Genomic DNA, 14805 nt, shown 5'->3' on the forward strand with positions numbered 1-14805 from the left:
ATACATATTACTATCACGTTCTTTGTAAAGAGGAATGCAATCCTATGCATTCTTCATTTAATGGTTATTTTACTCTTCTAACTAAAATTGTCCAGTCTTGTTGTTTTTTATCAGGCGATTTTCCTAAATCCACAACAGCACCACCAGATACTTTCTTGACTTTAGACTTCCTAAGGTCTCCTCCTTTTTTTGGATTGAACCATAATACTTCAAAATCTCCGGTAGCATTAGATAAATCTAATTTCGATGTTGGAACTGAATTAAGATAAATCACATAGACTTCGTTTTCCTTTGCCAAACAGTAGACTGTATTTTTATTCTCCATATTACCAACAAGGTCATTTCTGTTTTCAGTTTCCCAAAACGGAACATCATTATTCTTAAAGAAATCCATAGCGTGTACCGCTTGATCCCAGAACAAATCCCTAGAACGGTAATCTTCACAAGTAAGGTCTGAATGTGGATGTGCATATCCAAAATACCATTCATTACCCCATCCACCGGCCATAAACGTACCCCATAAGGCATTTCTACGTGCGTTATTATGATCAGGATTTTCAGCATCCGTAATTAACGAATGTTGTGCGTCACCGGGTTCATCAACCGCAACGGCCCATTGAAACCCAGCTTCCTTAGATGCTTTCAACCAACGCAATACTTGTCCGTGCACTCTACTAAAATCTTCTTTATTGGTCTGAACGGATGGTCCCGTAAGTCCACTTTCAGGCCCAAGCATATCATCAAATTCAATTCCATTATGGATTACCAAATGATGGTGGTACGGGTCGTTCTTTTTAAAGTAAGCGGCCATAGCTAGACGTTGCTCCTCTTCTTGCGGAGGTGTTGTTGGGTTAGTTACCCACTCGCCATTCTCTTCACAAAGATTCCAGTTTAAAGCCAAATGGTGTCCAAAACGGGCCATCAATTCTCGATAATACAATTTGGTGTTGGCTCCAACCCCACCATTATCCAAAAGTCCTTGGTTCTCTACTTCAAACATTTTAAAGTGAAGGAAAAGCCCCAACTTTTGGGCATGTTCAAAAATAATCTCCCATTGGTCCATTTTGGACACATCAATTCTATCATAGGTATCATAATCTATGTAAGGGAATACATTCTGATCATCTCCCGCAATATTGTTGGTCAAGAATGAGACCGAGTTCAACCCTTTTGAAGCCAAATAGTTTATAGCGCCAATGATAGCTTTACCCTTTCCGTTTTTCCAAGTTGGGTCATTCTGCTTATAATCCTGTAAATGAGCCGACCAAGTTTTAACCATACTATCTTTATGGCCATCATCTTTAAAGGTACCATCAAGGTCTACATAGGAAAGAAAATTTTCGGGCGCATCAGGACCTTGCTTTAGAAAATACTCACCAGTTTCAGCAAATTTTAAATAACGCTCCCCTACATATTGTAATCTTCCCTTAGCCCTAAAATCGTTTCCTTCTTTATCTGTTTTTTCAATAGTAAAGGCTCCACTGGCACCATCCATATAGGAACCACTGAGTCCCGTAGTAGGTTTTGTACTCACCGCCGAATAGTTTCCTTTTCTAAAATCAACCTTGTATGTCCACTCACCAATTTCGTCAGGAGCAAAATGAACACGCCACTTATTTCCTTCTTCCGAAGAAGATTGTCCCGCATAACCATCAGCAGCAAAATAACCAGGTATCACATAGGATTTACCACTTTGCGCGTGAGCAAAAGTTACATTAAAGCGATAGTTCATGAATGGGTTGTAATCCGCTTTTTCCGATGTTCTTGGGCCGTCAAAAGTCAAGGTTACTTTATGCCATTTTTTAAGCTCTCCCGAAATTTTCAAATTAGCTTGCTCAGCCATTTTTTGTTGCATTTCCTCTAGCAGTTTCTTACCGGTTCCCGCTTCAACAACCACCAATCCGGTCCATCGTGCTCGACTAAATTCCTTACCGTCCCTACTCTTTGGAACTGCCTTTATCCCTACTTCATCTTTGCCCTTTAGCTTAATGTTATTGTAGACTTTTACATACTCCAAGCCTTCTTCAAACATATTACTGCTTAACGGAGTTCTGAAATCCTGAAAGCTTTCCTCATTTTTCCGTAAAGTGTACACAGACCGTCCATCATTTTCGCCTACCGTAAACAATACCACATCATATGTACCGTCACCTCCGTCAAAGGGGAGAAAAGCCTCCGCTTCCTCATATTTTTCCGGATTGATGGCCAACCATTTTCTATCGTTATAAAATGAATTTTTATTGCTTTTAAACCCCTGTGCCGGATATATTTTGGCACTTGGCCTTATCTCCTTTGCCATAGCTAACAAATCATCAGAAGCAACCTCGTTAGTTTTTTCAGGATGAAAGCTACTATCCTTGGACAATATAAATTGGTCCATTTCAAAACCATCTTCCCTCATACTAAATTGAATATCATGCTCACCGGCCTTCTCAATATCCAAATATATCAACCCTGGTACACCGCAATGTACTTCTAGGGTTCTTTGGCTACTGCCCCAAGTCCAAACATCTTTACCTTCGCACCATTGCATACGCTGGCCCGACTCTGGCCATGTGCCATTTACCCCCACATGAATTCCATTATCTTCAGAACCGGTGCTATAGGCCCTTGCCCACACATAATATCTGCCAGGCGTAGAAAAGTTGACTTTATAATGCAAAATGGCCATCTTACCGGGCTCGTTGGAGAAATTTTCTCCTACTATAAGCTTTTCATCATGATTGGTACGCGTATCCGGTAGTATTTCTACATATCGCTCTCCACTCGCGTCTTTATAGTGCAACCTGTCCTCAGTACTTTTTAATGTTGATTTAAAGTTGGAATCTATTACATACCACTTACGGATATCCGTATTTGTTTGTTTGTAAAAATCCTCCGCTTCCACAACTACCTTTCCGCCAGTCTCATTAAACACATTGTTTTCCTGTGACTTAGCTTGAAAAAATCCAAGTGTGGTCAAGGATAGTGCGACTAAAAAGTGTTTTTTTAAACTAGACTTCCTTTCTTTTTGTTTCATTGATGTTCTGTTTTCTATTTGTTGGTATTAGTACTAAAATGTCTTTATCAAATTTTCGTTCTTTTTAAGTATTGCTATCTTAGCGTTAACCTCTTCAAAGATACAGGCGTAACAAGCTCAACAATACATTACTAATGCGATAAACAATTTGCGCAAATTTTGCACAAAACTTATGTAATCTTGTTTTTACACTATCGAATTTGCTAAAACCATACAATTATACTGAATAATTGGATGATATTTCATTTTTAATATGTGCAAAATTGCGCAAAAAATATTTAATATTTTAATAGGTGGAACAATTATCGTCATACATTTTTCAAAAAAGATTCTTTTACGGACTACAACCAAGACCTAATAGATTCTATCTTATCTTTGCTATAGACGCAGTGTTTCGTTTCATATTCTAATTAAATTATAGGACTTGAGAAATTCCCTATTCGTACTATTCTTTTTGTTTTCACTTTCCATAATTGCACAGGGTACTTTTACCAGAACACTAAAGTTAATGGGGAACAGGTTTGATATTACTGTAGTTGCCAAAGACTCAACCGAAGCAAATAAAAATATAGATTTGGCCGTAGCCGAAATTTCCAGAATTGAAGACTTGATATCTTCATGGAATCCCCATTCACAAACCTCTAAAATCAATAAAAATGCCGGTAAAAGTCCTGTAAAAGTTTCTCATGAGCTCTACAACCTCATTGAGCGAGCCATTGGCCTCTCCACACTTACGGATGGTGCTTTTGACATCAGTTACGCATCTATGGATAAAATTTGGGTGTTTGACGGCAGCATGACCCAAATACCAGACACCACAGCCATTCAATCATCAGTAGCAAAAGTAGGCTTCCATAATATAGTTTTAAACCCTGAAAATAGTACCATTTTCCTAAAAGAAGAAGGTATGAAAATAGGTTTTGGAGCAATTGGCAAAGGCTATGCCGCAGACAAAGCAAAGGCTCTATTGATTGAAACAGGGGTTGCTGCCGGAATAATCAATGCTTCGGGAGACATGAATACATGGGGGAAACAACCCAATCGCGAACCTTGGAAAGTTGCCATCACCAACCCAATGGACAAAAATAAGGTGTTTGCTTTACTACCCATTACACAAGGAGCGGTGGTTACTTCTGGTGATTATGAAAAATTCGTAAACTTTAACAGCAAGCGATACTCCCATATCATTGACCCAAGAACAGGCTTTCCGTCAACAGGAATTATTAGCGTTACCGTTTTTGCCCCAAAAGCGGAACTAGCTGATGCTTTGGCCACTTCGGTTTTTATAATGGGCAAAGAAGTAGGTTTGAACAGAATCAATCAAATGCCTAAAATAGAATGTATTATAATTGACGATCAAGGAAATATATCTACATCCGAGCATATTGAAATAGAGAAATTATGATGAAACGATTTTTAATAGGAATAGGGGTTGCCGCCACAATGCACAGCTGCATTGTAGTGAAAGAATACGAAAAAGTAAATCTCAGCGACCCGGATATGACCCTGAGCGACAAAAAATGTGACCGAAACGTTACCATAGCCCACTCCTATAGAGAAGCAGCTGTAGGAGCTAACGGAGGTAAAACAGGAGGTGGCTGCGGCTGCAATTAAGTTACAAGGTGATGCACAAACGAATTATGACTTCAATAAAAAACATAGCTTTTATCTTCTTGACAGTAGGACTTCAGTTTGCTTGGTCACAGGAGCAAAACCAGGGATATAAAAAACGGGTTCTTGAAACCACCGAAGTAGATTTTTTGACCAGCTATTATTCCCAAGATGGCGATAACGCAGCTGTAACCGGCGGAAAAGGTACAGAAGAACTAACGGATGCAACCGGAACAATTATCGTATCCATTCCGTTAAACGATGACGACGTACTCACCATAGATGCCGGCGTTTCCGCTTACACCTCTGCTTCCTCAAGCAATGTTAATCCTTTTGACAAAAGAAGCGATGCCGACCCATTTGTTGCCAGTTCAGGAGCTTCACAATCCGATACTTGGGTAAATCTAACAGGTAGCTACAGGCACAGTTCCGATGACAGAAACGATGTTTGGTCGGCCAAATTCTCCGTTTCCTCAGAGTATGACTACTTTTCTTTCGGTTTTGGCGGGAGCTACGCCAAACTCTTCAATGAAAAAAACACGGAAGCCAGCATAAACGCCAATATGTATTTGGATAAATGGACCACCATATATCCTTTTGAACTTAGACCTTTTGGCAATGATGGTGTTGGTTTTTTTAGACCCAATGAAATTACCGGCAACAGTAATTACACACCCAATTTCACCGAACTAGACAAAACCAACCGCAACTCCTACTCACTAGGACTTGGCCTTTCCCAGATATTACATAAAAATGTACAAGGTTTGATTTCATTTGATATCATCAACCAACAAGGCCTTCTTTCAACACCTTTTCAACGTGTATACTTTTCGGATGTACCAAACTCTTTTATAGAAAATTTTCAACTGGCGGATGATATTGAACGTTTACCTGATGGAAGGCTAAAATTTGCTCTAGGCGGACGTTTAAACTGGTACCTCAACGAAATTCTAACGCTTAGAACGTATTATCGCTATTATTTTGATGATTGGGGCGTCCACTCACATACGGCAAGCATAGAAGCAGCTGTTAAATTGAACAATAAGTTTACACTTTACCCTTCTTACCGATTTTACAATCAATCTGCTGCGGATTATTTTGCACCTTATGAAAGGCACCTTTCCAACGAAGAGTTCTACACCTCGGATTATGACCTATCCGAATACACCGCCAACCAATACGGTCTGGGAGTTTCCTATACCGATATTTTCACCAAAATGCATATCTCAAAATTTGGACTAAAGAGTATTGACCTGAAGTTTTATCAATACGACAGGGACACCACATTTAGCTCTTCAATCATTACCGCAGGAGTAAAATTCGTTAGGGATTAAATTGAACCCAAAACCTATTTCCAACTAGTTCGAAATAAGCATTTTATGGATTGTTGACCTTCCATCTACAGTTACAACTTGAATAGCGTACATTTCAGGTTTTAAAATACTTACGTCCATTTTATAAAGTTTAGGTTTAACCTGTATTGCATTACCCTTTTCCATTTTAACCAATGTTCCATCCATGGTATAAATAGCAATATATTCCGCTTCTTTTTGCTCTTCCTGAAGTGAAATATGAACTTCCGTATGTGCCGGGTTGGGGTATAAACTTACTGCACTTTCGCCCTGCTCCATCAACAAATCCGAACCAATTCCCGAATCCGTAACATTCCTAGACAACACACCAGCTTCTTTTTGTACGGTCGAATTTTTACTGCTCATCGAACATGTAAAATCACTCTCCCCAAAACCGGTTGGAAGTTGCCCATTTTTAGTAATATATATTTTATCAAGCTTAGCACCTTGCTCCCTATGGGCAAAATCTATGGTGTTATTTCCCTCGTTCAAATTAAAAGTAACAAACAGTGTCCTACGCTCCTTATCGTGCAATTGCCTCCAATTAAAACCATTACCCCCTAAAATATAATTCCACTTTAACCAAGGCCCGTTATTTGCCCGTACCCAAAAACTATCCGTATCACCTGTTGGAGTATCTACTAGAGCATACAGACGATATGTTCCTTCTTCAACAGAAAAGTCAAAACGTATCCTTGAACCGTCACTGGAAGGCGCACTATTAAAGTAATTGCCAGACGGCGCTTCTAAATACGTACCACCTGAAACAGAACTATCTGTTCTAAACAACCAATCAGCACCAACATCTGCACACTCCGCCTCTAGCCAAATATGGTCATCCAGACCAACCGCTTCCGGACTAACAACCACTGTAACCTCATCCGAATCTACTTGACTTTCATCATCGCTTACCGTTAACCGAAAAACATAAGAACCTTCAATTAGATTACTCACATTAAGTTCCGAAGTCGTAGCTGAAGACAAGGTAGCTGTACTTGGGCCAGTAACCTGCACCCATTGAAATGAAACCGCACCACCATCAGGATCGCTACCAGAACCATCTAAAACCACTTCATCTACAGGCAAAACTATATTTTGGTCTTGGCCTGCATTCGCAATAGGTTCAAGTGAAGGTTGCCCGCCTTCCCCGACAATCTCTATGGCATTTATAATCGGATGCCTAGAGCCTTCATCAGAAGCCAAGGCCGAAAAATCAATATTAAGCACACCATCCGTAATGGAAACCGAGTGCGTTCTTACCAATAACGCATCTGCTCCAGCCAATGCAAAAACATCTAAATTATCCTCTACCAATTCATTTTCCAACTGTACATCAAAAACGCGACTACCTATTCCTCCGGAACCTCCTCCTGTTGCACCAAACCATAGTTCGGCAAAATGTAATCTTACCGAATATGCCCCGTTGGGCAACGGAATATCATAACCCATAACCTGAGATCGGCTAAACCTAAAACTCCGGTACGGCTCAGACAAACCTGTTTGTGGCCTGTTAAGAGTTGAGCCAGTGTCAAAATGCTGGTCGGCAGTAAAGTCGATTCCGTTATAAACCGTAGACGAACCGCCTGCATTAATAAATAATGAAAAAGCCCCAGTAGTAGGTTCTGGCAGCACTTTCAGTTTAACCTCATCAAAATCCGATTCGCCCTCATCATCCGTAACTTGCAATCTAAAGACATAATCACCTTTAACCAGGTTACTAATCGTTAGGTTTTTAGTATTTGCTCCAGACAACTGTACCTCGCCAGGACCACTTTGTTTAAGCCATTGAAAGGACACCGTTCCACCGTCCGGGTCATTTCCCGAACCGTTAAAAGTATAGGTTGATGTACCTTCCAAACTCACCGTTTTATCGTTACCCGCATTTACTTCTGGCGGAAAAGAAGGTTGCTCTCCATCGCCTACAATTTCAATAGCATTAATTATAGGATGCCTGGACCCTCCATCGGAAGCCAAAGCGGAAAAATCAATGTTAAGAAGACCATCTTGTACTGTTACGTTAAAACTCTTTGTTAACAGGGTCTCCGCACCTACTTCGGCAAAAACATCAAGGTTATCAAGAACTCTACTATTCTCAATAGCCACATCAAAAACCCTACTACCAATGCCACCTGACCCGCCTCCGGTGGCACCGAACCAGACTTCGGCAAAATGTAGTTTTACCGTATAATCCCCATTAGCCAATGGAATATTGTAACTCATTTGCTGCGTACGGCTAAAACGTATGCTACTATAGGGTTGAGACAACCCTGTTCGAGGCCTGTTCAAAGTACTTCCGGTATTAAAATACTCATCTGCAACAAACTCTTCCCCATTCTGCACCACTCTTGGCCCACCGGCATTTATAAGCAATTTAGAACTGCCAGCAATGGGTTCTGGAAGGACTTTTACCAAGACTTCGTCCGCATCACTCTCGTTTTCATTATCAGTAACCGTAAATTGAAAAATATAATCCCCCTCAATTAGACCGGAAACCGTTAGATTCTTAGATGTATTGTTAGCCAGAGTCGCCGTGTTAGGTCCGCTTTTCTGCGCCCATTTATACGCTAGCGTTCCCCCATCCGGGTCACTGCCGCTACCGTTTAATGTAATAGTAGCTGTAGGCAAAACAAGGGTTTGGTCTTCTCCCGCATCCGAAATCGGACTACTATTTGTTATAGTGGACTTGTTTTCGAAAATCCGGGGAACAATATGGTCCCAACCAATGGAAACCACATCTAAATCGCCATCATTATCAATATCTACCACCTGAGCTCCATCGTGATGATCAAAACCGGTTCCGCCAGCATCTATGGTATGCTTTATCCAATCACCGGAATCACATAAATCATTCTCAAAAACGAGCAACCTATTATCTCCTTTCCATTCGCCCACCACAATATCCGGGTCGCCATCGGCATCAATATCCGTGGCATAAAGGCTAAGGCTAGAACTAATATCTGTGGCCAACACATGTTTTATCCATGTGGAACTTGGGTTGGAAGGCGCTTCAAACCACGCAAATTCTTTGCGATCCGAGGCACTAGTACCAATTCCTAATTGCCCAACCACAGCGTCCAAATCGCCATCCCCATCAAAATCGGCCAATTGTGACCTATCTGAAGTGGTACGATAACCAATACCAGTAGATATGGTAGTCCAATTGCCGTTACCGTCGTTTCTCAGCCAATTATCGGATTGAAATAAATCCAAATCCCCATCACCATCCAAATCGGCACTTTGCAAATCCTCTCCTAAGGAATCATCGCTAATATCCGTCAAGCTCCATGTACCGTTTTTGGGATCGGCCGGCACCGTCAACATTTGAACCGTAGACCCAGAAGATTCAGCACCGTTCCAATTGATTGCAATTTGAAAAGGCCCGCCAGGCTGGAATACACCCGATGTAATGCCTTGTATTTTTTTCTCCCAATACGTTGTTCTTCCCGAAGGAATATTGGTATGTATCGTAAAGTTTCCAGCGCCATCATTCTCCGCCCAAGCCATATCCGCACCTCTGTACGCACCTTGAGTACCCAATAAATCCTGATCTCCATCACCATCAAAATCATGAACAAAAGCAACATTCTTAAACGGATTCCCTATAGTTTTTTGCTCCCAATTTCCAGAAGCACTCCCAGGGTTTTTATACCACCATCCTCCAGCAACAATATCTTTTAGTCCATCTCCATTCAAATCTTCTTTGGGTAGAATATAAACGGCACGGTAGGGCAATTCCGAGCTTTGTAGTTCATGTGTTTGCCAGTCATTAGGAAAAGGGGTGGAGCTGCACGGATTTGAGGACTGGCCGTAGGCCATTCCCGTAATCAACATATTCAAAAAAAGCACCCAAAAATAAACCGATAGAAATGTATTTTCTATTTTCATAATCTCTAGTTCTAGCAAAAAGGTTGGTTAAACGTTTCCGTTAAATTATGGCATTACAGCGACCCGTAATTCCGTAATCCTCAATAAAAATAGGCTTAAAAAATAGACAAGCAATAGATGTAACCACTTAATCGACTAGTTGCTATATTAAAAGACAAACAACTACAGGACAATTACTTAAAAATTAATCCTTAAAAGAATCATTTAAATCCTTCAGACCAAAACAAGAAACTTTCTGTACCGATACCGGTACACATAAGGCCATACAATACCCTACTAAATTATTGAACGAAAACAGCTTCCAAGTATTCTTTTCTTTAGAATCCCATTGAGTTCTTAAAAGTTCCGGGGCCTTATCAGCGATAGAAACCGAAAAGGAGGTTAAATCAAAAGAGAGTCCAACTCCCTTAGCCTTAATAAAGGCTTCTTTTCGCGTCCAACAATTAAAGAAAACCTGAGCTCTTTTCTCTTCGGGAAATACCAACAAAGACGAAATTTCATCCGAAGAAAAGAAACCTTCCGCTATTTTAACTACCTCAAAATCATTTTTTATTCGCTCCACATCTACCCCTACTTCTCCTGTATTGGTAAAAGCTATTACAATGCTATCCCCTGAATGGGAAATGTTAAAGCGCAAGGGTGTGAAATGGGAATAATATGGCTTTCCAAATTCGTTATAACTAAAATTTATTTGAATCGAATTAATTTGTAAATATCCCCTGGACAAGACACGAAGGAGACCTCTGGCCAGGACATATACTTTTCTATCCTTTTCAAACTTAAACCTATTTCTTCGCTCTAGTTCATCCTGAGAAAGCAACTCTAAATAGTCAAGTTCATGAAAATCACTTGTCTTAAAAGACCATACGTGTGCTTCGTTTTCAGATAACTCCATAGGGTTCCATTCAACCTGTTTTTCTGCTAGTCTCAAAATTTTTCATACACGCATCTATAATGGCCGCCGTTTTCTCGGCAGTTAAAGCATCTTCAAAAAGTTTGTCATGATGACCTTCCACGGAAACAACAATGACTTGTTTATTCGTCATCTTTTCCCATGAAGCCACTACTTTTTCATTGAAATTCACCTCTTTTTTATCAGTTAGTAATACGTGTATATTATTATCTACGGGCTTCCAGTTGTACTGTCTATATAATTTAATATGATTATCATGTAACGTACGGACAAGCCTTTGACTACCACTGCTCATGAAAGACTTGTACTTTTCCTTGAGCGGCAGCATCAACTTTGACCTAACAAAACTACGAACTGCTTTTACCGGGTCAGACTTTAGCCTTTTTAAAAATGCCGTTGCCCTAACATTGGTCTGCGACGGAGCAAACAGACTAAGGTAGTCCGCCATAGTGTCCGCTATGATAAGATTGACCGAATCATTCATTTCATTCAACAATCTTGTAACCTCCATACCAATGGCCGTATTGAAACAATACGCTATAAAGTGGTATGGCCCTTGCGGTTGCACTTTTTTGATTTCCTTTATGAAATCAATCGCCATCTGATGGACGCTTCTATGCAAAACAAGTTTATCTTCATGACCCGATGCCTGCAGTGCATAAACCGGACGGTCTTGATGCAAATGTTTTGCAAACTGATTGTAATAAAAGAAATGGGTGCCACCGGAGTGCAAACAAAATAAACCAGGTTTTGTTCCTCCGGAACGAATAGCCACTAAATGCTTAAATTCTGAGGTGTCAAAAGCTTCTGCCCGCTTTTGTTTTTCAGTTTCTATATGTCGAGTAAGCTCAGCAATAGTCTGATACTGGAACAATTGATTGGGAGACACCTCTATTTTTTCCGCTTTCGCTTTTGAAATAACCTGTATGCTCAATATAGAATCTCCCCCTATATCAAAAAAGTTCTCATGTAAACCAATTGAAGGGAGATGCAAGACTTCTTTCCAAATAGTTGCCATTTTTGTTTCAAGCTCTGTAGACGGAAGTTCCATTTCTACAACAGTGCCGTGCACTACGGAAGGTTTCATACGAGACAGACTTACCTTGTCTACCTTGCCATTAGGCAAAAGTGGAAACTCCCCCACTTCTATTATCCTAGATGGCACCATATATTCCGGCAACTTCTCTTTTAAAAACAGTTTAAGTACCCTTTCCTCAACTGTACTGCTAACCGTAATATAGGCTACCAAACTTTTGTTGTTCTCTACCATGGCTACTGTAGCAGTCACCTTATGGTATTCGGATATGGTTTTCTCCACCTCATCCAGCTCAATTCTAAAACCACGTACTTTAACTTGATGGTCTGCCCTTCCTAAAAATTCAATAGTTCCATTATTGCGGTATCTGCCTAAATCACCCGTTCTGTAAATTATAGCGGAGCCTACTCCCAACGGATTCTTTACAAACACCTTTTCAGTAAGGTCTGCTCTATTAAGATACCCATTAGACACTCCTGGACCTCCTATATAAATTTCCCCAACTGCACCGTATGGAACCATACGCTTAGCTTTATTTAGAAGATACACCTCTGCATTAGCAACCGGCCTACCAATGGGCACATCGTCTAAGCTATTACTCTTTTCTACCTTGTGCGCAAGACACCAAACCGTAGCTTCCGTAGGTCCATATTCATTATATAAATTTACCCAGGGAACGTTTTTAAAATGGACCTCGCTCAGAGAACGTGTACAGGCCTCACCTGCCACAATAACCGTATCCAAGCTCTCTAATTTTTGCAGATTCCCCTGTTCAAGCAAAACTTGATACAAAGAAGGTAGCATAAGAGTATGACTCACCTTGTGTTTTTCAACTAGGTCCTCTATTCTCGTGAGGTCCTGTTCTATTCTATTTTCTGTTAGGATAAGATTGCCTCCTGTGCAGAGCGTCCAAAAAATTCCAGCTTTGGAACTATCAAACGAAATAGAGGACATCAACAAAAAAGCACTAGGATTTTTAGGATAAAAATCCAATCTTCCTGCTGTTGAATTGATAAGGTTTTTATGGGTTATGGGTACACCTTTGGGTTTTCCCGTGCTTCCCGAAGTATAAATAACATAGGCTAAATCGTCTTCTTTTACCTCGGGCAGAACAATATCTTTCTCCACATCAAAATCAACAGTATCAACTAAAATAGTATTCTTATTAGTGCCATCAAAAACTTTGGTGAGACTACTATGCGTCACAACAATATTGCAATTGGCATCTTCCAAAATAAAGCTTAACCTTTCCATGGGATAATTGGGGTCCATAGGCAGATAGGCACACCCAGCTTTAAGAATAGCCAATAAAGAAACTATCATTTCAACTGACCTATCCATACAAAGCATTACTATCTCGTTTCGCTTCTTTGTTTTTTGGAGTATGGCTTCAGCAATTATTCCTGACCGCCTATCCAATTCTCCATAAGACAAACATACATTACTAAATGTCAACGCATTACGATTCGTAATCTGATATGATACATCAGATATAATATTGTGAATTCCAGGATAAGTTTTGAAATGATTTCTGCCTTCTGCAACTTGAGGAAACAATACTTTTTTCTCTCCTATGGTCATCATTGGAAGTTGACCAATAGTTTCATTAGGGTTTGCAATTACCCCATTCAATAACATTTTGTAATGCGATAAAAAACGAGAAATAGTAGCAGATTCAAATAAGTCCGTATCATATTCAAAAGCCAAAGAAAGCGTTCCTTTTGACTCAGAGATAGACAGCGTTAAATCAAATTTAGAAACCTCGGTATCAAATTCAGTTTCATCTACTAAATGTAAATCAGTCCCAAAAGAAGGTGTGGCCGTAGCTGAATGGTATAAGAACATTACTTGAAAAAAGGGACTTACCGCTAAAGACCGTTCAACCTTCAATTCTTTTACCAATACATCAAAGGGTATCTCTTTATTGGAAAAAGCTGAAAGCGTATTGGCTTTTACAATTTCCATTAGGTTTAAAAAGCTACTGGAACCTTCTATCCTACTTCTCAAAACCACTGTATTGATAAAAAACCCAAGCACTTTCTCCAAAGACTTGGAGCTCCTATTAGCTATGGGGGTTCCTACTAAAATATCCGACTGTCCTGAGTACTTATACAAAAGAATGTAATACACGGTAAGCAGGAAAACAAAGGGTGTTGTGCCAAGTTGTTTTGATGTATTCAATATGTCCGAAGACAACTCTTTGTCTAGTGACAAGGCTTGTTGCTTCCCCTTAAAAGATGGTCTCGCCGGTCTCGTACGGTCTGTTTGCAGATTTAAAATAGGTAAATCTCCCGATAATGATTTTCTCCAATACTCCAATTGTTTTTCATCAATTGGTGTGTTTCGTTCCCAATATGCATAATCACAATATTGAAGAGTTTCATGTGGAATATCCAACGATTGTCCGGATAATAGTTTCAGGTACGTGTCTGCTAATTGTTGTTTTAAAACATCTATAGACCATTCATCTATTACAATGTGATGCATGGTAAAAAACAGAAGCGTTTTATTTACAGAAAGCTTAATTAAGGATACCCTTACCAGACTTGGAACGGACAAATCAAACACCTGTGATGACTGTTGCCGCATGACCGCCTCAGTTTCTTTTCCTGCTTCATGTTTCGTTAAATGACTAAAATCATATTCCTTAATTTCAGGAACATTATTATGTGTTTTAGCTATAGGACTACCCTCAACAGTTGGGTAATAAGACCTTAAAACCTCATTAGCAAAAAATATATGCTCTAGGCTATCCTTTAAATATTCAACTTTTAAATCTCCCTGAAAAGTAAGTACCTCAGAATAATTATAAAAAGGGTTGTCCTTATACAACTCTTGAAGAAACCATATACGTTGTTGCCCTGAAGACAAGGGTGCCGAGCTTGTATCAGGAGCCTTAGGAATGGTTGTTAAAGCAACCTCCTTCTCTTCACGATTTTTCCATCGGCTTAATAACGAATTATTTTTATCACTTTTTTCCAAATGCTAA

General features: G+C 39.9%; 7 protein-coding genes. 3 read left to right on the forward strand and 4 right to left on the reverse strand.

What is annotated here, in order from left to right:
- Positions 1–64: 64 nt before the first annotated feature.
- The gene (locus SJY45_RS05510; RefSeq protein ID WP_400073572.1) at positions 65–3019 is read right to left on the reverse strand and encodes a DUF5060 domain-containing protein; all 2955 of its coding nucleotides are present in this window, start codon (positions 3017–3019) and stop codon (positions 65–67) included.
- Between the two features lie 424 nt (positions 3020–3443).
- On the opposite strand from SJY45_RS05510, the gene SJY45_RS05515 reads away from it, so the two are divergent.
- From SJY45_RS05515 to SJY45_RS05525, 3 genes are read left to right on the forward strand one after another with little or no spacing between them, the layout of a single operon-like run.
- Positions 3444–4424 carry an FAD:protein FMN transferase gene (locus tag SJY45_RS05515; RefSeq protein WP_400073573.1) on the forward strand — a complete coding sequence of 327 codons (981 nt, stop codon included), beginning with the start codon at positions 3444–3446 and terminating at the stop codon, positions 4422–4424.
- The gene (locus SJY45_RS05520; protein ID WP_303406300.1) at positions 4421–4633 is read left to right on the forward strand and encodes a DUF4266 domain-containing protein; all 213 of its coding nucleotides are present in this window, start codon (positions 4421–4423) and stop codon (positions 4631–4633) included. Before SJY45_RS05515 ends, SJY45_RS05520 begins: the two co-directional genes overlap by 4 nt.
- 26 nt (positions 4634–4659) lie before the next feature.
- A complete protein-coding gene (locus SJY45_RS05525) occupies positions 4660–5964 on the forward strand; it encodes a DUF3570 domain-containing protein (RefSeq protein ID WP_400073574.1) in 1305 nt (434 codons plus the stop codon).
- Positions 5965–5988: 24 nt separating this feature from the next.
- Here the strand turns inward: SJY45_RS05525 and SJY45_RS05530 are convergent, their stop codons facing one another.
- The 3 genes from SJY45_RS05530 to SJY45_RS05540 all read right to left on the reverse strand — a co-directional run bounded on the left by SJY45_RS05530 (position 5989) and on the right by SJY45_RS05540 (position 14798).
- Complete coding sequence (locus SJY45_RS05530; RefSeq protein ID WP_400073575.1) at positions 5989–9867, reverse strand: PKD domain-containing protein; 3879 nt, start codon at positions 9865–9867, stop codon at positions 5989–5991.
- 184 nt (positions 9868–10051) lie between these two features.
- Positions 10052–10798 (reverse strand): 4'-phosphopantetheinyl transferase family protein, encoded by a 747-nt coding sequence (locus tag SJY45_RS05535; protein ID WP_400073576.1) that lies wholly within the window; start codon positions 10796–10798, stop codon positions 10052–10054.
- The gene (locus SJY45_RS05540; RefSeq protein WP_400073577.1) at positions 10773–14798 is read right to left on the reverse strand and encodes an amino acid adenylation domain-containing protein; all 4026 of its coding nucleotides are present in this window, start codon (positions 14796–14798) and stop codon (positions 10773–10775) included. The genes SJY45_RS05535 and SJY45_RS05540 overlap by 26 nt, the downstream gene beginning before the upstream one ends.
- Between the last annotated feature and the right edge of the window lie 7 nt (positions 14799–14805).

Source organism: Zobellia russellii (assembly GCF_044597075.1).
In the GTDB taxonomy this organism is placed as follows: domain Bacteria; phylum Bacteroidota; class Bacteroidia; order Flavobacteriales; family Flavobacteriaceae; genus Zobellia; species Zobellia russellii.